This is a genomic window from Xanthomonas sp. F4 (assembly GCF_011761895.1).
The window spans coordinates 297,732-320,464 of record NZ_JAASQX010000004.1; the positions used below are offsets into that span (position 1 = coordinate 297,732).

A 22,733-nucleotide genomic window follows, 5' to 3' on the forward strand; every position below is an offset into this window, starting at 1 on the left:
CACGCGCTGCCAATCTCGGCTTATGAATCCCCACTCCCGAATCCCCAATCCCAGCTTTTCAGAACGTCCCCGGATAGCTGCCGCCGTCCAGCAACAGGTTCTGTCCGCTCAGGTAACCGGCCTGCGCGCTGCACAGGAAGGCGCAGGCTGCGCCGAACTCCTCCGTGGTGCCGAAGCGCCCGGCCGGAATCTGCCGGCGCTTGCGTTCGGCCAGTGCGGCGGGGTCGACACCCTCGCGCTGTGCGGCGTGGGCGATGTTGCCGCGCAGGCGATCGGTGTCGAACTGCCCGGGCAGCAGGTTGTTGATGGTGACGTTGTGCGCCACCGTGCGCCGCGCCAGTCCGGCGACGAAGCCGGTGAGGCCGGCGCGCGCGCCGTTGGACAGGCCCAGGCTGTCGATCGGCGCCTTCACCGCGGCCGAGGTGATGTTGACGATGCGGCCGAAGCCGCGCGCCTGCATCGCATCGACGGTGGCGCGGATCAATGCGATCGGCGCCAGCATGTTGGCGTCGAGCGCGCGCAACCAATCCTCGCGTTCCCACTCGCGGAAATCGCCGGGCGGCGGACCGCCGGCGTTGTTGATCAGGATGTCGACCTGTGGGCAGGCGGCCAGTGCGGCGGCGCGTCCGGATTCGGTGGCGATGTCCGCGGCCACCGCGACCACCTCGCCACCGCCGTCGAGCGCGCGCAACTGCGCCGCGGCCGCATCCAGCCCGGCCTGGCCGCGCGCCACGATCACCACATGCACGCCTTCGCGGGCCAGCGCCTGCGCGCAGCCCAGTCCCAGCCCCTTGCTCGCGGCGCAGACCAGCGCCCACTTGCCGGCGATTCCCAGGTCCATGCATGCACTCCCGTTCGAAGAAGTCGCAATGATCGGACATCGGCGTTGCGGCGGCCAGCGTCGCAGCGCGACGGCAGGACGGTTGAGCGCGCAAGACCTGTGCCGGAGCGGCTTTCGCTGCGCTGCGCGTGGCTGCCATGCGTGGCGACTGAAGGGCACCTCTAAAAACCTCGACTTAAAGAATCGCGCGCCAGACGGATCAGTCGGTTGCGAAAGATGCAGATCCAGTTTTCGGGGTCGAGGTGTCCTGAAGCCGCTCTCGCAGGGATGGGGTGGGCATCCTTGTGGGAGGGACTTCAGTCCCGACGACGGAGGGTGTCAGCGGGCTTTCGGCGTCGCTTGTCGCGGCTGCATGACAGTTGAGTTCCATGATGGAGCCGCTTGCGTCTTTCTGACGTCGGTACGGGGTGCGTGATGCAGTGTGGGAGTCGACCGTCATGCGGTCGCGACGAACGGAGTCGGGAAGTCCACCGTCTTCGGACGCGATCGGGATGCCATGCGTCCGCGCGTTGCAGGACTGTCTGGGTGAGAGGAATGGAGGCCGCCAGGTCCAGTCGTCGGGACTGAAGTCCCTCCCACAGTGCAATCGCAATCGCCCCGCGGTCCCGGAAGAATTCCGATTTCGGCTTTTTATGGGATTGACTTCAGCCGCGACGCGATTGGCCGAACATGTGCCGCGACCGACGCCGCTCCCACGGCACGGCCGTGGATCGTCCACGCGGCGCGACGCCGCTAGTCCAGCGCCGCCAGAAAGTCGCGCAGCGCTTCGGCGACGGCGTCGGCATGGCCGAGGAACGGGGCGTGGCCGCCGCCGGCGACGATCAGTGCGCGCGCGTTCGGCGCTAGCGCCGCGGCGGCCTCCATGCCCGCGGGCGGGACCAGGCGGTCGCGTTGGCCGCCGATCCACAGGCTGGGCACGCGCAGGCCGGGCAGGGCGCGGCGCAGGTCGGTGCGTTCCAGCAGGGTCAGGCCGTCCTGCAGTACGTGCGGGTCGGGCGCGCCGCGCGCGTCGAGCGCGTCGCGCAGGGTGCGCAGTTCGGCGCGGGCGTGCGCCGAGCCGAGCGTGTCCAGTGCCAGGAAGCGGTCGAGGGTGCCGCGGTAGTCCTCGGCGAGATCGCGGCCGAACTGTTCGAATACCTGCGGCTCTACCGCGTGCGGCCAATCGCTGCCGCGCACGAAGCGCGGTGTCGCCGCGAGCATCGCCAGGCCGCGTACCTGCGGTTGCGTGGCGGCGGCGTGCAGCGCGAACAGTCCGCCCAGCGACCAGCCCAACCACACTGCCGGCGGCGTGGCCGCGGCGATCGCGCTGACCACGTGCGGCAGCGCCAGCGGCGTGTCGTCGCCGCGGCTGTGGCCGTGCCCGGGCAGGTCCACCAGGTGCAGGCGGTACTGCGCCGACAGGCGCTCGACCAATGGCGCGAAGATGCCGCCGTTCAGTGCCCAGCCGTGCAGCAGGACCACGTCGGGGCCTTGTCCCAGGATGTCGATATGCATCGTCGTCCGTCGTCGCAAAGGAACAGGAAAGGCGGCGTCGAATGCCGCGTCAGTGCGCCGCGCGCTGCGCCAGCACCTGCGGCAGCAGCAGTTGCCACTGCCGGCGGGGATAGTCGCGGGTGCGCCAGGCCGACCAGCGGCGCACGCCGCTGCGGCGCTGGATCGCCGCGCTCAGCCAGTCGCCGTCGATGCCCTGCCAGGCGCCGGCCGGCGTCAGCAGGTTCGGCGCCAGCCGCGGATGCACGTCGTCGCGCAGCATCTGCCACAGCGCGTCGGTGGCGAACGGCGAGGCGGCGAGCACGGCGGCGATATGGGCATGGCGGGCGTCGACCGCATCGTCCAGGTACAGCTCCGACAACGCGTCCCAGACCTTGCGCCGGGCGGCGTCCTCGCTCACGCCGGCAGGCCGGGTGGATGTGCGGCCACGCGGTCGCGGGCCAGCGCCAGCGCATCCAGCAGCGCCTGCACCTGCGCCGGCGTGTGCAGTGCCGACAAGGTCACGCGCAGCCGCGACTTGCCTTCCGGCACGGTCGGTGGACGGATCGCCGAGACCAGGTAGCCGGCCTGTTCCAGCGCCGTCGACCACGCCAGCGCGGTGCGCTCCTCGCCGCACAGCAGCGGCTGGATCGGCGTGTCCGAAGCCATCAGTTCCAGGCCATGACGGCGTGCGCCGCCACGGAACAGGGCGATCAGTTCGACCAGGCGTTCGCGCCGCCACTGGTCGCGCCGCGCCAGCTTGACCGCCGCCAGCGACGCGGCGGCCTGCGCCGGCGGCAGCGCGGTGGTGTACAGATACGGCCGCGCGGTTTCGGCCAGGTGCCGGATCAGCGCCGCATCGCCGACCACTGCGGCGCCGTAGCCGCCCAGCGCCTTGCCCAGGGTCACCAGCTGCAGCGGAACGTCGTCCACACCCAGGCCGGCCTCGGCGACGCTGCCGCGCCCATGCGGGCCGACCACGCCGACGCCGTGGGCGTCGTCCACGTACAGCAGTGCCTGTTGCGTGCGCGCCACCAGCGCCAGCGAGCGCAGCGGGGCGACATCGCCATCCATGCTGAACACGCCATCGGTGGCCAGCATCGCCGCGCCGTCGGCGGCATGCTTGAGTTGGCGCATCGCGCCTTCGGCATCCAGGTGCGGATAGCGGCGCAGGCGGCAGCCGGCCAGGCGGCTGGCGTCGAGCAGGCTGGCGTGGTTGAGCCGGTCCTGCACGCACACGTCTTCTTCCTCGCTCAACAGCGCCTGCTGCACCGCCAGGTTGGCGATGAAGCCGCTGCCGAACAGCAGCGCCTGCGGATAGCCGAGCCAGTCGGCGATCTCGTGTTCCAGCGCCTCGTGCAGCGCGTGGTGGCCGCACACCAGGTGCGAGGCGGTGGCGCCGGCGCCCTCGCGCGCGGCCGCGTCCTGCAGCGCCGCGACCACTTCGAACTGCTGGGCCAGGCCCAGGTAGTCGTTGCTGCAGAAGCCGGTCAGCCAGCGGCCGTCTACCTCAAGGCGCACGCCGTCGCGGCGGCCGACGCTGCGGCGCACGCGCAGGCGCCCCTGCGCTTCGCGCAAGGCGCGTGCGGACTGGATGCGGTCGTGCAGGTCGGGACGGGCCATGGGCGCGGGACGGGCAACGGGCCGGTTAGCGTAGCGCGTCCCCGGCCGGGTCGGGCGCCGCCGGCGATGGACGGCCGGATCGGCGGACGGACGCGCGGGGCGGGCTCAGACCAGGGCGGCGGCGATCGCCGGCGTGGGCTGGGCGGTGATGTCCGCGTGCACGGTGCCGGGGTGGTCGTGCGCGTCGGCGTCCACCGTCACCTGCATCGGCCGCAGCCCCAGCCGCGCGAACAGCGCCTGGTCGCGCTCGGTGTCCGGGTTGCCGGTGGTCAGCAGCTTCTCGCCGTAAAAGATCGAGTTGGCGCCGGCGCAGAAGCACAGCGCCTGCAGTTCGTCGCTCATGCTCTCGCGCCCGGCCGACAGCCGCACCATCGCCCGCGGCATCGCGATGCGGGCAACCGCGATCGTGCGCACGAACTCGAACGGGTCCAGCTCGACCGTGCCGTGCAGCGGGGTGCCGGCGACCTGCACCAGGCGGTTGATCGGCACCGAGTCCGGATGCACCGGCAGGTTGGCCAGCGCTTGCAGCAGGCCGGCGCGCTGGTCGCGCGACTCGCCCATGCCGACGATGCCGCCGCAGCAGGTCTTCAGGCCGGCGTCGCGGACGTGGGTCAGCGTGTCCAGGCGGTCCTGGTACTGGCGGGTGTGGATGATCGAGTCGTAGAAATCCGGCGCGGTGTCCAGATTGTGGTTGTAGTAGTCCAGCCCGGCCGCCTTCAGCGCCTGCGCCTGGGTGCCGTCGAGCATGCCCAGGGTGGCGCAGGTCTCCAGGCCCAGCGCCTTCACCTCGCGGATCATCTCCGCCACCTTCGGGATGTCGCGGTCCTTGGGCGAGCGCCAGGCCGCGCCCATGCAGAACCGCGAGGCGCCAGCGGCCTTGGCCTGGCGCGCCTTGTCCAGTACCGCCTCGGTGCTCATCAGCTTCTGCGCTTCCACGCCGGTGGCGTAGCGCTGCGCCTGCGGGCAGTACGCGCAGTCCTCCGGGCAGCCGCCGGTCTTCACCGACAGCAGGGTGGACACCTGTACCTGTGCCGGATCGAAGTGTTCGCGGTGCACGGCGGCGGCGCGGTGCAGCAGTTCCGGGAACGGCAGATCGAACAGGGCGAGCAATTCCTGGCGTTGCCAGTCGTGTCGGACGACAGCGGACATGGGGGTTTCCTGACGGTCAGCGGCTGGGAAAGCGGGCAGTCTGGTGAGCATGCAAAGTCCTGTCAACTTCACGATGGCTGGTTTGGTTGACGGTGGCTGGCGGTGGCTGCAGCGCCGCCTGCTGCCGGAACGCTGCCTGGTCTGCGGGGAGCCTGGCGTGCCGGGCCTGGACCTGTGTGTGGCCTGTCGCGAAGGCGTGCCCTGGAATGCGGCGGCCTGCTGCCGCTGTGCGCTGCCGTTGCCGGCGCTGGATGCCGAACAGGTCTGCGGCGTGTGCCAACGCCGGCCGCCGCCGCTGGAGCGGGTCGCCAGCGCCTGCGTGTACGCCGCGCCGGTCGATGGCCTATTGCGTCGCTTCAAGTTCCACCAGGACCTGGCGGCCGGGCGGTTGCTCGCCGCGCTGCTGCAGGCACGCTGCGCGGCGCTGCCGCGGCCGCAGGCGCTGCTGCCGGTGCCGCTGCATCCGGCGCGGCTGCGCCAGCGTGGCTACGACCAGGCGCTGGAACTGGCGCGGCCATTGGCGCGCGCGTTGGCGCTGCCGCTGTGCCTGGAGCTGCAGCGAGTGCGCGCGACCGCTGCACAATCCGAACTGGATGCCCGCGCGCGCCGGCGCAATCTGCGCGGTGCGTTCGCGGTGCCGGCGTCGGCGTCAGCGGTGCTGCCGGCGCATGTGGCGCTGGTCGACGACGTGATGACCACCGGCGCGACCCTGCACGCCGCGGCACAGGCACTGCGGCGTGCCGGCGTCGCCCGGGTCGATGCCTGGGTGGTGGCGCGGGTGCCGTGAGCGTGGCGCCTCTGTCGCGCGTGGTGCAGCGGCTGGGCTCAGCTGGAAGGCGCCCGGGGCGGGACGCTTTGCGTGCCGTGCAAGACAACCGGTACGCGCCGCGTTGCGCGCGTATCGGCCGACGCGCTGCAGCGGCGGTCTCCGCCAGGCGCTTGCGCCTGTGCGTATGAACGGTCGGCAGACGCACGCGGCTTTATGATCGTGACGACCTCAACGAAAGGAGCTTGCGATGCGCTGGATGGCTTTGGGTCTGTCGATGGCGCTGTGTGTCTTCGGTGCCACCGGGTGTGGAGACGGCAAGGCACCGGACGCCGCCGATGCCAGCCCGGTCAAGGCGAAGATGGAATGGCGCCTGGTCAGCCACACACCCGCGCCCGACTATGCTCAGGCCGACTACCACGGGCAGCCGGTGTACCTGGCGCCGCAGCCGCTGCTGGTCGTCGAGAATGCGGCGACCGTGGCGCCCGCCGACAACGGCGATGGGCAGCCGGCGCTGGATCTGCGCTTTCCTGGACACGGCCAACGTCTGACCCAGGCCACCGAGCAGAATGTCGGCAAGCCGATCGCGCTCTTGGCCGACGGACGGGTGCTGACCGTGGCCACGATCATGGCGCCGTTGCCGGGCGATAGCCTGCGGATCAGCGGGCTGCAGGACGTGCAGGAACAGCAGCGGGCATTCGCGCTGTTGACCCGCGCGCCGGCCGCGGATGCGCCAGCGCAGGACGGCAAGCGCTAGAACGTGCCGGTGCGATGAGGCGCGGCTGGATGCCGCGTCGTTCTCCGGTCCTGCGTGGGACGAACCGCTGGCCTGGCTGGAGATGGGCGCTGACTGGGCGTCACGATGTCGGCATTGCGCGTCGGGGCGAGCCAGCGTTTTGCGAGGCCGCGGCCGGCACGGCGCATCGCCGCTGACTCGCGACGGCCTGGCGCGAGAGTCGGCCCGTGCAGGGTCGAGTTTCAGAGCGCGCTGCGCGTGGGCGACGACAGGCCCTAGGCCGCGCGCAACGCCAGCGCCGCGGCGATGCCGGCGAAGATCGCCAGGCCGACCCAGTTGTTGTGCAGGAAGGCGCGGAAGCACGCCGCGCGTTCGCGGTGCCGGGCCATGCGGAACTCGGCGGCCACCAGCAGTGCCGCCACGCCCAGGCCGGCCCAGTACCACACGCCCAGGGTGGCGCGGTGGCCGACGAAGGCGAGCGCGACGAACATCAGCGCGTACAGCACGCCCTGGATGACCAGGTCCAGTTCGCCGAACAGGATGGCGGTGGACTTGGAGCCGGCGCGCAGGTCGTCCTCGCGATCGACCATCGCATACCAGGTGTCGTACGCGGTGGCCCACAGGATATTGACTGCGTAAAGCAGCCAGCCCAGCGCCGGCACCTCGCCGCGGATCGCCGCGAACGCCATCGGGATGCCCCAGCCGAAGGCCATGCCCAGGTAGACCTGCGGCAGATAGGTGTAGCGCTTCAGGTAGGGATAGCTGGCGGCCAGGAACAGCCCGACCACGCTCAGGCCGATGGTCAGCGCGTTCATCGTCAGCACCAGCGCGAACGCCACCAGCATCAGCACCGCGAACACCGCCAGCGCCTCGCGGCCGCTGACCGCGCCGGTGGCCAGCGGCCGGCTGCGGGTGCGCTCGACCTGCGGGTCCAGCCAGCGGTCGGCGTAGTCGTTGATCACGCAGCCGGCCGAGCGGGTCAGCCACACCCCGGCGGTGAACACGAACAGGGTCCACAGCGGCGGCACCCCATCGGCGGCCAGCCACAGCGCCCACCAGGTCGGCCACAGCAGCAGCAGCACGCCGATCGGCCGGTCGCCGCGCAGCAGCTTCCAGTACTGGCCCAGGCGCGCGCGCGGCGGCAGCGCGGCAGGCGTTTCGTAGCGTTCGTAACCCATCGCGCAAGGGTAGCAGCCGTGCCGTGTGGGCGGCAGCACGCGATGATGCTGCGGTGGTGTGCGCTGCCGCGCCTGGGGCTGGCGATGGTGGGGCCGAGTGGGCGCCGGGCTGGCGTCCGCCGTTGCGCCGATCATGCAGGCAGACGACGCTGCGCGCGCTTTCAGCGCCGAGGGCCTGGTCGCCAGGCTTGGCGCGATGCCAGGCGGAGCGGGGTGCGGCGAGCTCAGCGGCCGGTCCGGGAAGGCGTATCGCTGGCCAGGGCGCGTGGGGGAGACGCGGCCGGCGAATGTCGTTAGAATGCGCGTCCGTTGCGCCCGTAGCTCAGCCGGATAGAGTAGTGGCTTCCGAAGCCATTGGTCGGGGGTTCGAATCCCTCCGGGCGCGCCAACTCAGTACCGCACTGCATGCTCTGCTCGCATGGCGGTTTCCGGCGACCGATCGCCGATGCCGCGTGTCTTCCCCGCTGGCCGCGATGACTGCCTCGACCCAGAAGCGCCGGAACTGGCATTGCCCGGCTGGCAGGTCGCGAGCGGAGGGCGCCGCACCGGGTTCCACCGAGCATCGGCCTGACGATCCGGTTGCTGGGCCGACAGGCGGGCCAGCGTCGCCACGCCTGCGTCTGCAACACCGCTATCGTATGCGCATGCCTGCACCCATCTTGTTGCTTCCCGTGTCCGCGCGTGTTGCCCGATATCGCAGCACGGACGCCGACACTGACGGCTTTCGCCCGCGCGCCAGGTCTGTTCCGTCGAGAAGCGCAGGGGCATGACCAGTCCGCGGACGCCCTTGCCCAAGCCTGAGGTGCGCCGGCTCGGCGCGGATGATGCGCTGGCCTATCTGCGGGTGGGCGAGGGCGCGCCGGTATTGCTGGTGCACGGGGCGCTGTGCGACTACCGCTACTGGTCGCCGCAACTGCGCGGCCTGGCCGATCGCTTCCAGCTCAGCGCACTGAGCCTGGGCCAGTACTACCCGCGGCTGCCCTCGGCATCGCGACATGCGTTCGGCTGGCGCTGGCATGCGCAGCAGCTCGCCGCCTTCATCGCCGAGGAAGCGCGACCGGTGCATCTGGTCGGCCATTCTCGCGGCGCCGCCGTGGCCTGGCAGGCGGCGCTGCTGCGGCCGCAGGCCATCGCCAGCCTGAGCCTGTTCGATCCCGGCGGCCCGCAGCCGCAGGGCCTGCCGGCCGAGGTGCAGGCGGTCCGCGCGAAGGCGATCGCGCTGCTGCAGGGCGGCCAGGTCGAGGCGGGCCTGGAATGCTTCGTCGATTCGGTCAGCCAGCCCGGCGCCTGGGCGCGCAGCAGCGCGAGCTTCCGACAGATGGTGCGCGACAACGCGCAGACCCTGGTGCCGCAGATCGGCGATGCACTCCCGGCGTACCGGCCCGAGCAGGCCGCCACCCTGGCGATGCCGGTGTTGCTGGTCGTCGGCGAACGTAGCCCGGCCCAGTACCGCGACAACGCCGCCGCGCTGGCGGACTGGCTGCCGCAGGCGCGCCATGAGGTGCTCGCCGGGGCGTCGCACGGCATGACCTTCACCCATGCGCGCCGTTGCAACGCGTTGATCGCCGATGCGGTGGCCGCGGCCGATCGGATGCTTTGAGCCTCTGCTCACGAATACCGCGGCGTGGAACAACTTGCGCTGGACGATTATTTAGACAGGAAGCGTGACCGGCGAATTTTTATGCGCGGCAGGTCCGTTCTTATTGCGAGCGAAGAGTATGGGCAATCTTTTTGCGAGTTGCGCATTGCCTCGGTTCGCCTGTCAGAAACTGGTTATAAATCGGACGATCGCGAGCATCGATTGAAGCGCCGCGCACTGTCACGATGAGACGTCCGTTGCAGGATCGAATTATTTAAAGATGAAGCATTGACAGCCGAAAAGGCGGGAATGGATGTTCGTCGAACACGATATCGCTGCACTGCACAAGGCGACATCGTGTTCCACGCATTTCATCAGCTGCAGTTGCTACTTACTCAATACCAGTCAGGGGATTCCGTCATGAAAATGATTCGGATGCACGGACTCGTGCATGCTTTCGCGATCGCCGCTCTCGCGTTTCCTGCGACAGTGCTTGCGCCGGTGGCGGCAGCGCAGGCGATCGGGACATTTCCACCCATCGAAACAAGTATCTCGCTCCCGCACGACGAAGCTTCCCATCGCCAGCCTGCCGAATGGTGGTATATGACCGGTTTCCTGGACGGGACCGATCCTTCTGGGGGAAAACACTCATACGCGTACGAAATGGTGGTATTCCAGATTGTCGGCGTCGCCAATACCCCGCCGATCTACGATGCGCATTTCGCGATCTCGGATCTGGACCGCGGCGACTTTCGCTTCAAGAAGCAGGTAGTGACCGGGCCATTCACCACCTCGACCGATCGTTTCGATCTGGATGTGGCCGGCTTCCAGATGGGCGGTTCGATGGGGAGTTACTATGCCAAGGCCGCGCCTGTGGACATGGATTACGCCATCGATCTCGGCACGCAGGCGCTGCAGAAACCCACGTTGAACGGCACCAATGGCGTGGAAACCTACGGTGAATTCATCTCGCCGTATTACTCCTTCAACGTTAATGCAACCAGCGGCACGGTGTGGGATCACGGCGTGCCGGTCAAGGTCACCGGAACCTCCTGGTACGACCACGAGTGGGCCAACGGTATTCCCGGCGATGCCAAAAGCGGATGGACCTGGTTCGGCGTGTCGCTGGACGACAACAGCCAATACAACATCAGTTTCTTCATCAAGGGCGACGGCACGGTCGATCAGGCGCTCGCCGTCAAGACCGCCGACGGGCACTACACGCCGCTCGATCCCAGTGCGCTCAAGCTCCAACGGATCGGCAGCTGGACGAGTCCCAATACCGGCTACACCTATCCGGCGCAATGGAAGGTCACCTTGCCGGACGGCGCCATCACCATCACGCCGATGCTGCAGGACGCCGAGCTGTATGCGCCGGCCACGCAGAAGTTCTATTTCGAGGGTCCGGCCAAGGTGGTCGGCACCGTGGCGGGGAAATCGATCACCGGCAAGGCGTTCGCCGAAATGAATCCGTGGGGCGTGGAATGGGGTGCGCGCGTCCTGCCTTGAAGTCGTCCAATCGCATCCAGCCAGCATGACATCCGTCATCACTTTTCAGGGGATCACAATGCGTCTATCCACCAGAACGTTCAGCCGCTTCCGCGGCTGGCTCGCCGCTGCCATGGTCATCGCGTGCGGCTTCTCGTCCGCACCCGCGGCCGCGCAGGTGTTCGAAGAGCCTGCACCGATACAATTGCCGCGCGACGAAGGTCCGCACCACAGCCAGTTGGAATGGTGGTATTTCGTCGGCCACCTGTATGGCGTGGACCCGAGCGGTGCCAAGCGCGAGTTCGGTTACGAAGTCACCGTGTTCCAGTTGTGGCCGATCGGCTCCGGACCTGCCACCTACTCCTGGCACTTCGCGGTGACCGACGTCAACAACAAGCTGCACAAGGTGGAAGAGCGCGTCGTCACCGAGCAGATTCCCGATCGGAAGGGATCGTTCGATTTCACCAACAAGGACTGGTCGATCAGCGGTTCGCAGCAGAATTACACGATCAAGGGCGCCCTCGGCGATGGACGCTTCGCCATCGACCTCAAGACCAGCAGCGACTTGCCGTTCGTGCTGCACAACGGCAATGGCGTGGTGGACTACCGGCCCATCGCCAAGACCTCCGCCTACTACTCGTCCACGGCGCTGGATACCGAAGGCACGGTCTACGACAACGGCGTGCCGATCAAGATCATCGGCACCTCGTGGCAGGATCGCCAGTGGTTCGTGAAGGGCATGGCGTCGGACGAAAACGGCTCGTTCTTCGGCGGCGGCTGGAACTGGTTCGCCATCCAGATGGATAACGACACCCAGTACATGCTGTATTACCTGCAGGATCCCAACACCGGCGCCATCACCAACAAGTTCGGCACGCGCGTGTCCAAGGGCGTGGCGACCCCGGTGTCCGGCAACCAGATGGACCTACAGCGGCTGGCGACCTGGACGAGTCCGAACTCCGGCTACACCTACGAGTCGAAGTGGAACGTGATCCTGCCGGAAGGCAACCTGCTCATCACGCCGCTGGTCGACGACCAGGAGATGCTCTGGACCGGGCACCGCACGTATTGGGAAGGCGCGTCGCAAGTGGTCGGCACCCTCAACGGCGCCGCCGTGACCGGCCGCAGCTACGTCGAAGTCAATCCGTGGCGGCAGCCCTACACCTCGCTGCCCTGATCGACCCGACGCATTGCCGTGGTTGTGTTCCAGGCGGAGAAATCCGCCTGGAACATCTGTATCTGAGGGGGCTGTGGCCCTCAGTAGCCGTGGCATCGTGCCGAGCGGCGATGGCCGGCGCTCAGTGGACCGATTACGCGACCGCCAGTCCTGAACGATGCGGCGGAAGCAAGTGTAAAAAAGCGTCCCAGGCGATCGACATCCGGGCGCGCATGCGCGATGCCGCCGATCACCTGTCCGCAAGGCGTGCCCACGCCAGGTCGTGCGGCGAATTGGGCAGACATCCGCCGTACCCAGCCGGCAGCGATGCAACCGTGTCCCGGATGCCTTACGCGCTGCGGGCCACCGGCGCCTGTGCGGGCTCGCCCCGGTCCAACTGCCGGTAAGCGATGGCCTCGGTCAGGTGCGCGGTGGCGATGCGCTCGCTTGCGTCCAGGTCGGCGATGGTGCGGGCTACGCGCAGGATCCGATGCAGCGAGCGCGCCGACAGCCGCAGACGTTCGATGGCCTGTTCCAGCAGCGCCTCGTCGCGTGGCTGCAGGCGGCAGTCGCGGAGGGTGTCGCTGTGGCCGAGCTGGCCGTTGGGCCGGCCGGCACGCGCCTGCTGGCGTTGCCGGGCCAGCTCCACGCGCTCGCGCACGACGGCGCTGGCTTCGCCGGGCGTCGCATCGGCGCGCAGCGCCTGTGGCGGGAGTCGTGGCACTTCCACGTGCAGGTCGATGCGGTCCAGCAGTGGGCCGGAGATGCGCGCGCGGTAGCGCCGCACCGCGTCCTCGCTGCAGCGGCAGCGGCCGCTGGGGTCGCCGGCCCAGCCGCAGGGGCAGGGATTCATTGCCGCCACCAACTGGAAGCGCGCGGGAAACTCGGCGCTGCGCGCCGCGCGCGACACGGTCACCTGGCCCGACTCCAGCGGCTCGCGCAGCACTTCCAGCGCATGCCGGTTCCACTCCGGCAGTTCGTCCAGGAACAACACGCCGTGGTGCGCCAGGGAGATCTCGCCCGGGCGCGGATGGGTGCCGCCGCCGACCAGCGACACCGCACTGGCGGTGTGGTGCGGTGCGCGGTACGGGCGTTGCCGCCAGCGCGACGGATCCACGCCGCGGCCGCTGACCGAGGCGATGGCCGCGCTCTCCAGCGCCTCGGCCTCGCTGGCCTCGGGCAGGATCCCGGGCAGGCGCGAGGCCAGCAGGGTCTTGCCGCAGCCCGGGCTGCCGATCAGCAGCAGGTGGTGATGCCCGGCCGCGGCGATCTCCAGGGCGCGCCGCGCCTGCGCCTGGCCGCGCACGTCGCTCAGGTCGGGAAAGGGTGCGGCGACCGCGGGCGGCGCCGTTGCGGCGGGCAGGGTCTTGCTGCCGTTGAGCAGCGCGCAGACCTCCAGCAGAGTGCGCGCGGTGAAGGCCTGCACATGTTGCGCCAGTGCGGCCTCGGCGCCGTTGTCGGCCGGGACGATGAGGGTGCGGCCGGCCTGGGCGGCGGCCAGCGCGGCCGGCAGGACGCCGTCGACCGGGCGCAGTTCGCCGGTCAGGGCCAGTTCGCCGAGGAATTCGTACTGGCCGAGCACCTGCGGGTCGAGCTGGCCCGCGGCGGCGAGGATGCCCAGCGCGATCGGCAGGTCGAAGCGGCCGCCCTCCTTGGGCAGGTCGGCCGGGGCCAGGTTGACGGTGATCCGCCGTGCGGGGAATTCGTACTGCGCGCAGAGCAGGGCGGCGCGCACGCGATCGCGCGACTCGCGCACCGCCGCCTCGGGCAGGCCGACGATCTGCGTGGTCGGCAGGCCGCCGGACAAATGGACTTCGACCCGAACCGGAGGCGCAAGCACCCCCGCGCGGGCACGGCTGTGCACCAGCGCCAGGCTCATGGTGGCGGGTGGATCAGGTGTTGGCGCTGGGCGTCTGGCCGCTGCGCGCCGCTTCCAGCGCGGCGACGCTGCGCTCCAGCGCTTCGAGCTTCTCGCGGGTGCGCAGCAGCACCGCGCGCTGTACTTCGAACTCCTCGCGGGTGACCAGGTCCAGCTTGCCCAGCCCGGCCTGCAGCGCGCTCTTGAAGGTGCTCTGCAGTTCGTCGCGGGATTGGCGCAGGCCCGGCGGCACCAGGTCGCTGAGGCGGCGGGCGAGGTCGTCGAGATGGTTGAGGTCGATCATGGCTGTGCTCCGGCAGGTGGCGTCAGAGTGCGGCACCCGGCAGGTCGGGACCATCGGGATCGGACGCGGCGCGCTGTCGGAAAATTCCGGTGTTGGGGGCGCGCGATCATTGAACCCGACGGCCGCCGATCGCGCAACCGCGCTATCCTGAGGCCATTGTGATTGGAGAACGCCGCATGAAGATGATCATGGCCGTGATCAAGCCGTTCAAGCTCGACGACGTGCGCGAAGCGCTCGCCGCGCAGGGCGTGGCCGGCATCACTGTCACCGAGGTCAAGGGCTTCGGCCGGCAGAAGGGCCACACCGAGCTGTACCGCGGCGCCGAGTACGTGGTCGATTTCCTGCCGAAGGTGAAGCTGGAAGTGGCGGTCAGCGAAGACCAGGTCGAGCGCGTGGTCGAGGCCATCGTCAAGGCCGCCGCCACCGGCAAGATCGGCGACGGCAAGGTGTTCGTCTACGACCTGGGTACCGTGGTGCGGATCCGCACCGGCGAACTGGATGCCGACGCGCTGTAGTGCGCTATGCGGTTCTTCGATCCGGCGCCCCCGCGCGTCGGCGCTGACATGTTCGTGTTCCGTCCGTGTGGCAATCAACTGTCATGCCGCCGCGACACGCGAGGTGGCGCGCTTTCCGATGGCGTAATGCGTCGGGACTGAAGTCCCTTCCACAGTGCACTCGGCGAGTTCGCCGCAAGCCCCTGTGGGAGTCAACTGTGATGCAACCGCGACAAGCGAAGCCGAAAGCCGACGGACGCTCTCCGTCGTCGGGACTGAAGTCCCTCCCACAGCGCAGTCCTCCGACAAGGCTAGTGCGCCCCTGTGGGAGTCAACTGTCATACCGCGGCGATGACCGGGGAGCGTACGGGGCGTGATCGCGTGCGATGGCATTGAGCCAGCGCAGGAACGTGTGCATGCAGGCGACGATGGCGACCTTGGCTGGTTTGCCGGCCGCGCGGCGGGTCGGCAGCGGTATCGGCGCACGCCCGAATGCGCGCGCCGATGCCGACGGCGGCGATCAGCCGCCCAGCGCCTCGGCCACGAACGGCGGCAGCACCTGGGTGCCGGTGTGCAGGTGCGCGCTGTAGTAGCGGGTGGCGAACGGCTTGGCCGCGGCGTCGTCCTGGCGGAAGTCGAAACCGCCCTGCTTGCGCGCCATGGTCACGCTCCACCAGCCGGTCGGGTAGCACGGCTGCGGGAACGGCACGGTGTGGAAGCTGGCGAAGCCGGCCTTGCCCATCTCCGCGCGCATTTCCTTGATCAGGTCCAGCAGCGCCAGCGGCGATTCGGACTGCTGCACCAGGATGCCGTCGTCCTTCAGCGCCTTGAAGCAGCTCTCGTAGAAGGCCTTGTTGAACAGGCCTTCGGCCGGGCCGACCGGGTCGGTGGAGTCGACGATGACGATGTCCACACTGCCGGCCGGGCAGTTGGCCATGTAGGCCACGCCGTCGTCGAACAGCAACTCGGCGCGCGGGTCGCCGTTGGATTCGCACAGCTCCGGGAAGTACTTCTCGGCCATGCGCGTGACCTGCTCGTCGATGTCGCACTGGGTGGCGCTTTCCACGCCCGGGTGCTTGAGCACTTCGCGCAGGGTGCCGCAGTCGCCGCCGCCGATGATCACCACGCGCTTGGGCGCGGCGTGGGTGAACAGCGCCGGGTGGCTGATCATCTCGTGGTAGAAGAAGTTGTCGCGCGTGGTCAGCATCACCGCGCCGTCGATCACCATCAGCTTGCCCCAGTCGGTGGTGTCGTAGATCTCGATCTTCTGGAACGGCGACTGCACCTCGTCCAGCTTGCCGGTGATGCGGTAGCCGATGGCCGAGCCGGTGGGCTGGAAGTGTTCGATGTACCAGTTGTCGTTGGCGCTCATGCAGATGTCCTAGGAAAGCAAGAAATGAAGCGGCGATTCCTTCTCCCACCGGGAGAAGGTGGCGCGAAGCGCCGGATGAGGGTCGGGCGCAGCCTCGTGCAGCCAAGCCACGCGACGCTGTTACCACGCTCTCGCCGGATGAGGCTCGTGCGCAGCCTCGCGTAGCCAGGCCACGCGGGACTGTGACCGCGCCCTCTCCGGATGAGGGCGAGGCGCAGGCCACGCCAGGCGCCCGCGAACCCGGCCCGGCTCCACCAGGAGCCGAGGGTGTCGGAACGGCGCGGATTGTAACGGACCCCACGCGTAGCAGGGGTTACAATCCACGCCCTTTTTCCGTCAGCCGAGCCGCCACGATGAGCGATTGGTCCCTCGACCAAGCCCGCAAGACCTACTCGATCCCGCACTGGGCCGACGGGTACTTCGATGTGGACGCGGCCGGCCGGGTGGTGGTGCGGCCGCAGGGCGCCGACGGCGTGGCGATCGCGCTGCCGGAGGTGGTGGACGCCGCGCGCGCGGCCGGGGCCAAGCTGCCGATGCTGGTGCGCTTCCCGGACATCCTCGGCGAGCGCCTGGGCAAGCTGCAGAGCGCCTTCGCCCAGGCCCAGGCCGACTGGGACTACACCGGCGGCTACACCGCGGTGTACCCGATCAAGGTCAACCAGCACCGTGGCGTGGCCGGCACCCTGGCCAGCCACCAGGGCGAAGGCTTCGGCCTGGAGGCGGGCAGCAAGCCGGAACTGATGGCGGTGCTGGCGCTGTCGCGGCCGGGCGGGCTGATCGTCTGCAACGGCTACAAGGACCGCGAATACATCCGCCTGGCGCTGATCGGGCGCAAGCTCGGCCTGCAGACCTTCATCGTCATCGAGAAGCCGTCGGAGCTGAAGCTGGTGCTGGAGGAAGCGCGCGCGCTGGACGTGAAGCCGGGCCTGGGCGTGCGCATGCGCCTGGCCTCGCTGGGCGCGGGCAAGTGGCAGAACAGCGGCGGCGACAAGGCCAAGTTCGGGCTGTCGCCGCGGCAGGTGCTGGACCTGTGGAAGACCCTGCGCGACACCGAGTACGCCGACGCGCTGAACCTGCTGCACTTCCACATGGGCTCGCAGATCTCCAACGTGCGCGACATCGCCAACGGCATGCGCGAGGCCACCCGCTATTTCGTCGAACTGTCCAAGCTGGGCGCCAAGATCAGCCACGTCGATGTCGGCGGCGGCCTGGGCATCGACTACGAAGGCACCCGCTCGCGCAGCTACTGCTCGATCAACTACGGCCTGCACTCCTACGCCAGCAACATCGTGCAGCCGCTGGCCAGCGCCTGCGAGGAGCACGGCCTGGCGCCGCCGCGCATCGTCACCGAGTGCGGGCGTGCGATGACCGCGCACCATGCGGTGCTGATCGCCAACGTGTCGGAGGTGGAGCAGGCGCCGGAAGGCCGCGTGCCGGACGCGCACGACGACGAGCCGGCTGCGATCCGTCACCTGCGCGAGATCCATGCCGAGCTCGACCAGCGCCCGGCGGTGGAACTGTTCCAGGAAGCGCAGCACTTCCACGCCGAAGGCCTCAGCGGCTACGCCCTGGGCCAGATCGACCTGACCCATCGCGCGCGCATCGACGACCTGTTCTACGCCATCGCCCACGGCGTGCGCGCGCGGCTGAGCCACGAGGAAAAGAGCCACCGCCCGGTGCTGGACGAACTCAACGAGCGCCTGGTCGACAAGTACTTCGTCAACTTCAGCGTGTTCGAATCGATTCCCGACGTGTGGGCGATCGACCAGGTGTTCCCGATCGTGCCGATCGAGCGCCTGAACGAGGCGCCGGCGCGGCGCGGCGTGGTCTGCGACATGACCTGCGATTCCGACGGCATGGTCAAGACCTACGTCGAGAACGAAAGCCTGGACAGCTCGCTGCCGCTGCACGCGTTGCGCCCGGGCGAGAGCTACCGCATCGGCTTCTTCCTGGTCGGCGCGTATCAGGAGATCCTCGGCGACATCCACAACCTGTTCGGCGACACCGACGCGGTGGAGGTGGCGGTGGAGGGCGACGGCTACCGTATCGCCCAGCAGCGCCGCGGCGACACCACCGACGTGATGCTGGACTATGTCGGCTACCGCCTGGACGACCTGCGCGCCGCCTACGCCGAACGCGTGGCCGCCGCGCAGCTGCCGGCCGCGCAGGCGACGGAACTGGCCGACGCGCTCGAAGCCGGTCTGACCGGCTACACCTACCTGTCGGACGAACCGCTGGGCTGACAGCGCGCGATCCGCTCAAGCCCCTCTCCCCCCGGGAGAGGGGTTGGGGTGAGGGTACGTCCGCGCACGCGAGCATGGGGTTGGTCGCATAGCGCAGCGGCTGCGTTTCTAGGCGCGATGCGATGGTGCGCACGCCCGTGGACTGCCGCCGCCGCAACCGCCAACGCAGCCAGTAAGCTGCGCGCTCCCCACCGCCGCCTTCCTACGATGCGCTATCCCGGTCTCGACCTGCTGCGCGCCATCGCCATCGTCTGGGTGATGCTGTTCCATTCCTTCGTGGTCGGTGGGCTGGGGCCGGACTGGCAGTGGCTGTCGCGCTACGGCTGGATGGGCGTGGACCTGTTCTTCGTGCTCAGCGGCTTTTTGATCGGCGGCCAGGTGCTGGCGCCGCTGGCCCGCGGCGAGCGGCTGCACTACGGCTAGTTCTACCGCCGCCGTGCCTACCGCATCCTGCCGGCGTACACGGCGGTGCTGGCGCTGTACCTGGCCTGGCCCGGTTTCCGCGAAGCGCCCGGGATCGCGCCGTGGTGGCTGTTCGCCAGTTTCACCCTCAACCTGGGCATCGACTACGCCAACCAGCAGGCGTTCTCGCATGCCTGGTCGCTGTGCGTGGAAGAGCATTTCTACCTGGTGTTCCCGCTGCTGGCGGCGTGGATGCTGCGGCGGCCGTCGGCGCCGCGTTTCGTGGCGCTGTGCGTGGCCGTGGTGCTGGCCGGCGTCGCCCTGCGCAGCGCCATCTGGCTGCACGACAGCGCGCTGGATCGCATCGGCGCCGGACTGCAGCGCAACTGGTTCATCGAGGATCTCTACTACCCCACCTGGAACCGCCTGGACGGCCTGCTGGCCGGCGTGGCGCTGGCGGTGCTGAAGACCTTCCGGCCGCAGCACTGGCAGCGGCTGCAGCGCCACGCCAACGCCCTGGCGCTTGCCGGCATCGTGGTCTGCGCGCTGGCGATGTGGCTGTTCCGCGACCGCACCGGCCTGCTCGGCAACGCGATCGGCTGGCCGGTGCTGTCGCTGGGATTGGCGCTGCTGGTCGGTGCCGGCGCCTCCACGCAGGGATGGCTGGGGCGTTGTCAGGTGCCGGGTGCGGCCTGGCTGGCCGCGGTGTCCTATAGCCTGTACCTGAGCCACAAGGCCGCGTTCCATCTGACCCAGGCGTGGTCCGGTGCGCAACTGGACGGGCGTGGGCCGCTCGCCTTCGCTGCCTATGCCGGCGTGGCGCTGCTGTTCGCGGCCGTCCTGCACTACGCAGTGGAGCAGCCGTTCCTGCGCCTGCGCGAGCGGAGCAGCGCGCCGGTCGCGACGGCGGCGCGAGGCTGAACGCACGGTGGCCGACCCGTGCGGCACACCCCTGTAGCACCGCGGTGGATCGTGCTAGCGTGCGCGCCTTCATGGACGAATAGGGGAATGCAATGCCGACGATCACATGCCGTGGCTGGGTCCTGCTGCTGAGCTGCGGACTGGCCGCCGCCGGCCAGAGCGCCGCACAGGTGCGCACGTCGCCGACCGTGGACAGCACGCCGAAGATCCGCCAGACCTCGCCCAGCCTGCTGTTCGACAAGGCGGCAGCCGAGGCCGCGCTGGCCAAGGGCCATGCGACCATCACCGGCGTGGCCTGTGCCTATCACGACAAAGGCATGTATCTGGCCGACAACCGCAAGGTCATGCTGTTCCCGGCGACCCCGTACTTCGAACAATGGGTCGCCCTGCGCAAGAAGTCGGACCGCAGCAAGGAAGCGGTGACCATGTCCGATCAGGCCTACAACACCCGGGTGGAAACCCAGACCGACGCCAAGGGTGCGTTCCAGTTCACCGACATGCTGCCCGGCCGTTACATCCTGGCCATGCAGTTCGAGTTCAACCAGGCCAAGTCGCGCGATGTGTACGTGGGCAGCAGCTACGGCGATGCCGCGCAGGTGGACCATTACGAGCGCCAGGACTACACGGTTGCGCGCAACGACGAGATGTTCAGGGACGTGGAAATCAAGGGCGACGACAGCGTCGTCAAGACCTCGATCAGTAGTGGCGGCGGACTGATCGGCAAGATGTTGCCCTGCAAGTAATCCCGGTACTGCTGCAGGCGCTGCTGTTGGGTGTGGCGCGCGGTGGCAGGTCGCGCGCCACACCATCGGCGCGGCGTGTCATGCCGCCGTCGCTCGCCCATCCCCGACCAGCGCCGCATGCGCCGCCTGCAGGCGCTGTTGCAGGATCTCCGCCAGCCGCGCCACCGCCGGTGGCGGCACGGCGACCGCGCGATGCAGGCCCAGCCCCAGCGCCGGCAGCGTCGGCAGGCCGCCGGCGCCGGGCGGGAGCAGGGCCAGTCCGGCCGGCACACCGGCCGGCGTGCGCAGGGTGATGCCCAATCCGGCGCGCACCGCGGCCCACACGCCGCCGAGGCTGGCGCTGGTGAAGGCGATGCGCCACGGGATGCCGGCACGGTCCAGTGCGGTGGTCGCGGCCGTGCGCAGCAGGCAGGGTGCTTCAAGCATCACCAGCGGCAGCGGCGCTTCACCGCTCCAGCTGGCCGTCGCGGGCAGGCTGCTGCGCTCGGCGGCGGCGATCCAGCGCAGCGGCCACGCCGCTTGCGCCTGCCGATGCGCCGAGGCCGCGCCGGACTCCCAGGCCAGCGCCAGATCCAGTTGTCCGGCCTCCACCCGCGCCAGCAGTTCCTGGTGGCGGGCGATGCGTGCTTCGATTCGCACCTGCGGGTGGGCGCGGGCGAAGCGCCCGAGCACGTCCGGCAGCATGTGCTCGCCGAAATCCTCCTGCAGGCCCAGCCGCACCCAGCCCTGCAGCGCCGTGTCCTGCAGCGCCACGACCGCCTCGTCGTTGAGCTCGAGCAGCCGCCGCGCGTAGCCCAGCAGCGCTTCGCCGGCCTCGGTCAGGGCCAGGCCGCGGCCCTGGCGGCGCAGCACCGGTTGCCCGGCCTGCTCCTCCAGCTTCTTCAGCTGCGCGCTGATCGCCGAGGTGGAGCGCCCGCGGCGGTCGGCCGCCCTGGCGAAGCTGCCCAGTTCCACGCCGGCGACGAAGCTGCGCAGTGCGTCGAGGTCGAAAGTCACGGGGCGCATCGGTCGATCCTGTTTTTCCGAATGGTCGGTTCGATATTTTCCGATTTTTCGGAAGGTCTCGCGCGACTAGGCTGTGCCCGTTCCCACTGCGAGACCTCCGATGTCCGACCCTGGTACGCCGTTTCCTTCCCCGCAGGCCGCGTTCGGCGACATCGCGCCGGCCTTCGCCCGCCTCACCGACGAGGTGTTGTTCGCCGAGATGTGGCAGCGCCCCGGGCTGTCGCCACGCGAACGCAGCCTGGTCACCGTGGCGGCGCTGGTGGCGCTGTCCCGCCTGGAGCAGTTGCCGCTGCACCTGGCCCGCGCGCTGGACAACGGCCTGGACCGCGACACCCTGGCCGAAGCCATCACCCACCTGGCGTTCTACGCCGGTTGGCCGTGCGCGGCGTCCGCACTGCCGTTGCTGCGCACAGCCGCGGCGGCGGCGCCGGCCATGACGGAGACGCGCTGATGCCGTACGCCCGCATCTCGCTGCTGCGCGGCCACGCGCCCGCCTACCTGCGCGCGCTGTCGGCCAGCCTCTACCAGGCCATGCACGAGGCCTTCGAGGTGCCCGCCGGCGACTGCTTCCAGGTCATCCATCAGCACGACCCGGACGAACTGGTGTTCGACCGCCATTACCTGGGTGGGCCGCGCTCGGATGGCTTCGTGCTGATCGCCATCACCGCCGGCCGCGAACGCAGCGCCGCCTGCAAGCAGGCGTTCTACCGGCGCCTGGTCGAGTTGCTGGCGATCGCGCCGGGGATCGCGCCGGAGGACGTGATGGTCAACATCGTCACCACCGCGGCGCAGGACTGGTCCTTCGGCGGCGGCCGCGCCGGCATCACGGCCAGCGGAGCGCCGGCATGATCGCCATGCAGTACAGCATCGCGTTGCCGGCGGACTACGACATGGCCATCATCCGCCGCCGCATCGCCGACAAGGGGCCGCTGCTCGACACGCTGCCGGGGCTGCAGTTCAAGGCCTACCTGGTCGCCGATCGCACCGATCCGCTCCTGCCCGGCCGGCAGAACCTGTATGCGCCGTTCTACCTGTGGCGCGATGCCGCGGCGATGCATGCCTTCCTCGCCGGGCCCGCGTTCGCCGCGCTGTGCGACGCCTTCGGCCGCCCGGCGGTGCAGACGTGGATGGTCGGCACGGCATGGTCGTCCGCGGCGCTGCGCACGGCGCGCTACGCCACGCGCGTGCTTCAGGCAGCTTCGCCTGCCTTGGGGGACGACCTCGCCGACGCGCACGCGCCCGACGAACGCGTGCTGGCCACGGTGAGCGGTTATGAATCGCAGGGATGGACGCTCCTGCATTTCCGCCTGTGGCGCGAGCTGCCGCCGGCAGACGACGAGGCACAGCGCTATGCCGTGCATCACCTCAGCGCACCCGGCGCGATCGGCGCAGCCGGGTGAAACAG

22 protein-coding genes, 1 tRNA gene and 1 pseudogene are annotated in these 22,733 nt (G+C 69.4%); 14 read left to right on the plus strand and 10 right to left on the minus strand.

Features of this window, described 5'->3' with window-relative positions; translation table 11 throughout:
- Positions 1-58 precede the first annotated feature (58 nt).
- From FHR66_RS15585 to bioB, 5 genes are all read right to left on the minus strand, one after another.
- Positions 59-841: an SDR family oxidoreductase gene (locus FHR66_RS15585; protein ID WP_160968688.1), complete on the minus strand. Its 783-nt coding sequence runs from the start codon at positions 839-841 to the stop codon at positions 59-61.
- Positions 842-1,573: 732 nt separating this feature from the next.
- Positions 1,574-2,335, minus strand: coding sequence for a pimeloyl-ACP methyl ester esterase BioH (gene bioH, locus FHR66_RS15590; RefSeq protein WP_160968686.1), 762 nt, complete (start codon positions 2,333-2,335; stop codon positions 1,574-1,576).
- A 49-nt stretch (positions 2,336-2,384) separates the two neighbouring features.
- The gene (locus FHR66_RS15595; protein WP_160968684.1) at positions 2,385-2,732 is read right to left on the minus strand and encodes a DUF7079 family protein; all 348 of its coding nucleotides are present in this window, start codon (positions 2,730-2,732) and stop codon (positions 2,385-2,387) included.
- Positions 2,729-3,934: an 8-amino-7-oxononanoate synthase gene (gene bioF / locus FHR66_RS15600; protein ID WP_160968682.1), complete on the minus strand. Its 1,206-nt coding sequence runs from the start codon at positions 3,932-3,934 to the stop codon at positions 2,729-2,731. The genes FHR66_RS15595 and bioF overlap by 4 nt, the downstream gene beginning before the upstream one ends.
- A 105-nt stretch (positions 3,935-4,039) precedes the next feature.
- The gene (gene bioB, locus FHR66_RS15605) at positions 4,040-5,083 is read right to left on the minus strand and encodes a biotin synthase BioB (protein ID WP_160968680.1); all 1,044 of its coding nucleotides are present in this window, start codon (positions 5,081-5,083) and stop codon (positions 4,040-4,042) included.
- Between the two features lie 49 nt (positions 5,084-5,132).
- Between bioB and FHR66_RS15610 the strand changes: the two genes are divergently transcribed.
- Positions 5,133-5,870: a ComF family protein gene (locus tag FHR66_RS15610; protein WP_456361769.1), complete on the plus strand. Its 738-nt coding sequence runs from the start codon at positions 5,133-5,135 to the stop codon at positions 5,868-5,870.
- 229 nt (positions 5,871-6,099) lie between these two features.
- Complete coding sequence (locus FHR66_RS15615) at positions 6,100-6,606, plus strand: SecDF P1 head subdomain-containing protein (protein WP_160968676.1); 507 nt, start codon at positions 6,100-6,102, stop codon at positions 6,604-6,606.
- Between the two features lie 254 nt (positions 6,607-6,860).
- Here the strand turns inward: FHR66_RS15615 and ubiA are convergent, their stop codons facing one another.
- On the minus strand, positions 6,861-7,763 hold the full coding sequence (gene ubiA / locus FHR66_RS15620; RefSeq protein ID WP_160968674.1) for a 4-hydroxybenzoate octaprenyltransferase: 903 nt from the start codon (positions 7,761-7,763) through the stop codon (positions 6,861-6,863).
- 311 nt (positions 7,764-8,074) lie between these two features.
- Between ubiA and FHR66_RS15625 the strand changes: the two genes are divergently transcribed.
- From FHR66_RS15625 to FHR66_RS15645, 5 genes are all read left to right on the plus strand, one after another.
- Positions 8,075-8,151: transfer RNA gene (locus FHR66_RS15625), tRNA-Arg, on the plus strand.
- A gap of 378 nt (positions 8,152-8,529) precedes the next feature.
- On the plus strand, positions 8,530-9,363 hold the full coding sequence (locus FHR66_RS15630) for an alpha/beta fold hydrolase (RefSeq protein ID WP_160968672.1): 834 nt from the start codon (positions 8,530-8,532) through the stop codon (positions 9,361-9,363).
- A gap of 24 nt (positions 9,364-9,387) precedes the next feature.
- Positions 9,388-9,591, plus strand: coding sequence for a hypothetical protein (locus FHR66_RS15635; protein WP_160968670.1), 204 nt, complete (start codon positions 9,388-9,390; stop codon positions 9,589-9,591).
- A 60-nt stretch (positions 9,592-9,651) separates the two neighbouring features.
- A complete protein-coding gene (locus tag FHR66_RS15640) occupies positions 9,652-10,851 on the plus strand; it encodes a lipocalin family protein (RefSeq protein ID WP_456361770.1) in 1,200 nt (399 codons plus the stop codon).
- Between the two features lie 58 nt (positions 10,852-10,909).
- Positions 10,910-12,007 (plus strand): lipocalin-like domain-containing protein, encoded by a 1,098-nt coding sequence (locus FHR66_RS15645; RefSeq protein WP_237475385.1) that lies wholly within the window; start codon positions 10,910-10,912, stop codon positions 12,005-12,007.
- Between the two features lie 328 nt (positions 12,008-12,335).
- Here the strand turns inward: FHR66_RS15645 and FHR66_RS15650 are convergent, their stop codons facing one another.
- Together FHR66_RS15650 and ubiK are read right to left on the minus strand one after the other, a co-directional pair.
- On the minus strand, positions 12,336-13,865 hold the full coding sequence (locus FHR66_RS15650; RefSeq protein ID WP_160968668.1) for a YifB family Mg chelatase-like AAA ATPase: 1,530 nt from the start codon (positions 13,863-13,865) through the stop codon (positions 12,336-12,338).
- A 13-nt stretch (positions 13,866-13,878) separates the two neighbouring features.
- Positions 13,879-14,148 carry a ubiquinone biosynthesis accessory factor UbiK gene (gene ubiK / locus FHR66_RS15655; RefSeq protein ID WP_160968666.1) on the minus strand — a complete coding sequence of 90 codons (270 nt, stop codon included), beginning with the start codon at positions 14,146-14,148 and terminating at the stop codon, positions 13,879-13,881.
- Positions 14,149-14,324: 176 nt separating this feature from the next.
- Between ubiK and FHR66_RS15660 the strand changes: the two genes are divergently transcribed.
- Positions 14,325-14,663 (plus strand): P-II family nitrogen regulator, encoded by a 339-nt coding sequence (locus FHR66_RS15660; protein WP_010341856.1) that lies wholly within the window; start codon positions 14,325-14,327, stop codon positions 14,661-14,663.
- A 499-nt stretch (positions 14,664-15,162) separates the two neighbouring features.
- On the opposite strand, the gene speE is transcribed toward FHR66_RS15660, so the two are convergent.
- Positions 15,163-16,014 carry a polyamine aminopropyltransferase gene (speE, locus tag FHR66_RS15665; RefSeq protein WP_160968664.1) on the minus strand — a complete coding sequence of 284 codons (852 nt, stop codon included), beginning with the start codon at positions 16,012-16,014 and terminating at the stop codon, positions 15,163-15,165.
- A 353-nt stretch (positions 16,015-16,367) separates the two neighbouring features.
- Here speE and speA point away from each other — a divergent pair, with 353 nt between their 5' ends.
- From speA to FHR66_RS15680, 3 genes and pseudogenes are all read left to right on the plus strand, one after another.
- Positions 16,368-18,257, plus strand: a complete 1,890-nt coding sequence (gene speA, locus FHR66_RS15670) for an arginine decarboxylase (protein WP_160968662.1) — start codon at positions 16,368-16,370, stop codon at positions 18,255-18,257.
- 207 nt (positions 18,258-18,464) lie between these two features.
- Positions 18,465-19,580 (plus strand): annotated as a pseudogene (locus FHR66_RS15675) (acyltransferase family protein).
- A 92-nt stretch (positions 19,581-19,672) separates the two neighbouring features.
- Positions 19,673-20,323, plus strand: coding sequence for a carboxypeptidase-like regulatory domain-containing protein (locus tag FHR66_RS15680; protein ID WP_160968660.1), 651 nt, complete (start codon positions 19,673-19,675; stop codon positions 20,321-20,323).
- Positions 20,324-20,401: 78 nt separating this feature from the next.
- Here FHR66_RS15680 and FHR66_RS15685 read toward each other — a convergent pair whose 3' ends face one another.
- Positions 20,402-21,328, minus strand: a complete 927-nt coding sequence (locus FHR66_RS15685) for a LysR substrate-binding domain-containing protein (RefSeq protein ID WP_160968658.1) — start codon at positions 21,326-21,328, stop codon at positions 20,402-20,404.
- A 100-nt stretch (positions 21,329-21,428) separates the two neighbouring features.
- Here FHR66_RS15685 and FHR66_RS15690 point away from each other — a divergent pair, with 100 nt between their 5' ends.
- Genes FHR66_RS15690 through FHR66_RS15700 form a run of 3 tightly spaced genes read left to right on the plus strand, consistent with a single transcriptional unit; the run spans position 21,429 to position 22,728 of the window.
- Entirely contained in the window at positions 21,429-21,779 is a 351-nt protein-coding gene (locus FHR66_RS15690; protein ID WP_160968656.1) for a carboxymuconolactone decarboxylase family protein, read from the plus strand.
- Positions 21,779-22,177: a tautomerase family protein gene (locus FHR66_RS15695; RefSeq protein WP_167087927.1), complete on the plus strand. Its 399-nt coding sequence runs from the start codon at positions 21,779-21,781 to the stop codon at positions 22,175-22,177. The genes FHR66_RS15690 and FHR66_RS15695 overlap by 1 nt, the downstream gene beginning before the upstream one ends.
- Positions 22,174-22,728, plus strand: coding sequence for a DUF4865 family protein (locus tag FHR66_RS15700; protein WP_160968652.1), 555 nt, complete (start codon positions 22,174-22,176; stop codon positions 22,726-22,728). The genes FHR66_RS15695 and FHR66_RS15700 overlap by 4 nt, the downstream gene beginning before the upstream one ends.
- Positions 22,729-22,733 lie beyond the last annotated feature (5 nt).

What these genes read in the sequence shown, in the direction of transcription:
- bioB (WP_160968680.1), bottom strand. Translation starts at nt 5,083, where the DNA reads ATGTCCGCTGTCGTCCGACACGACTGGCAACGCCAGGAATTGCTCGCC.
- FHR66_RS15680 (WP_160968660.1), top strand. Translation starts at nt 19,673, where the DNA reads ATGCCGACGATCACATGCCGTGGCTGGGTCCTGCTGCTGAGCTGCGGA.
- FHR66_RS15640 (WP_456361770.1), top strand. Translation starts at nt 9,652, where the DNA reads ATGGATGTTCGTCGAACACGATATCGCTGCACTGCACAAGGCGACATC.
- speE (WP_160968664.1), bottom strand. Translation starts at nt 16,014, where the DNA reads ATGAGCGCCAACGACAACTGGTACATCGAACACTTCCAGCCCACCGGC.
- FHR66_RS15690 (WP_160968656.1), top strand. Translation starts at nt 21,429, where the DNA reads ATGTCCGACCCTGGTACGCCGTTTCCTTCCCCGCAGGCCGCGTTCGGC.
- ubiK (WP_160968666.1), bottom strand. Translation starts at nt 14,148, where the DNA reads ATGATCGACCTCAACCATCTCGACGACCTCGCCCGCCGCCTCAGCGAC.
- FHR66_RS15700 (WP_160968652.1), top strand. Translation starts at nt 22,174, where the DNA reads ATGATCGCCATGCAGTACAGCATCGCGTTGCCGGCGGACTACGACATG.
- speA (WP_160968662.1), top strand. Translation starts at nt 16,368, where the DNA reads ATGAGCGATTGGTCCCTCGACCAAGCCCGCAAGACCTACTCGATCCCG.
- FHR66_RS15585 (WP_160968688.1), bottom strand. Translation starts at nt 841, where the DNA reads ATGGACCTGGGAATCGCCGGCAAGTGGGCGCTGGTCTGCGCCGCGAGC.
- FHR66_RS15645 (WP_237475385.1), top strand. Translation starts at nt 10,910, where the DNA reads ATGCGTCTATCCACCAGAACGTTCAGCCGCTTCCGCGGCTGGCTCGCC.
- FHR66_RS15630 (WP_160968672.1), top strand. Translation starts at nt 8,530, where the DNA reads ATGACCAGTCCGCGGACGCCCTTGCCCAAGCCTGAGGTGCGCCGGCTC.
- bioH (WP_160968686.1), bottom strand. Translation starts at nt 2,335, where the DNA reads ATGCATATCGACATCCTGGGACAAGGCCCCGACGTGGTCCTGCTGCAC.
- ubiA (WP_160968674.1), bottom strand. Translation starts at nt 7,763, where the DNA reads ATGGGTTACGAACGCTACGAAACGCCTGCCGCGCTGCCGCCGCGCGCG.
- FHR66_RS15685 (WP_160968658.1), bottom strand. Translation starts at nt 21,328, where the DNA reads ATGCGCCCCGTGACTTTCGACCTCGACGCACTGCGCAGCTTCGTCGCC.
- FHR66_RS15610 (WP_456361769.1), top strand. Translation starts at nt 5,133, where the DNA reads ATGCAAAGTCCTGTCAACTTCACGATGGCTGGTTTGGTTGACGGTGGC.
- bioF (WP_160968682.1), bottom strand. Translation starts at nt 3,934, where the DNA reads ATGGCCCGTCCCGACCTGCACGACCGCATCCAGTCCGCACGCGCCTTG.
- FHR66_RS15615 (WP_160968676.1), top strand. Translation starts at nt 6,100, where the DNA reads ATGCGCTGGATGGCTTTGGGTCTGTCGATGGCGCTGTGTGTCTTCGGT.
- FHR66_RS15695 (WP_167087927.1), top strand. Translation starts at nt 21,779, where the DNA reads ATGCCGTACGCCCGCATCTCGCTGCTGCGCGGCCACGCGCCCGCCTAC.
- FHR66_RS15660 (WP_010341856.1), top strand. Translation starts at nt 14,325, where the DNA reads ATGAAGATGATCATGGCCGTGATCAAGCCGTTCAAGCTCGACGACGTG.
- FHR66_RS15650 (WP_160968668.1), bottom strand. Translation starts at nt 13,865, where the DNA reads ATGAGCCTGGCGCTGGTGCACAGCCGTGCCCGCGCGGGGGTGCTTGCG.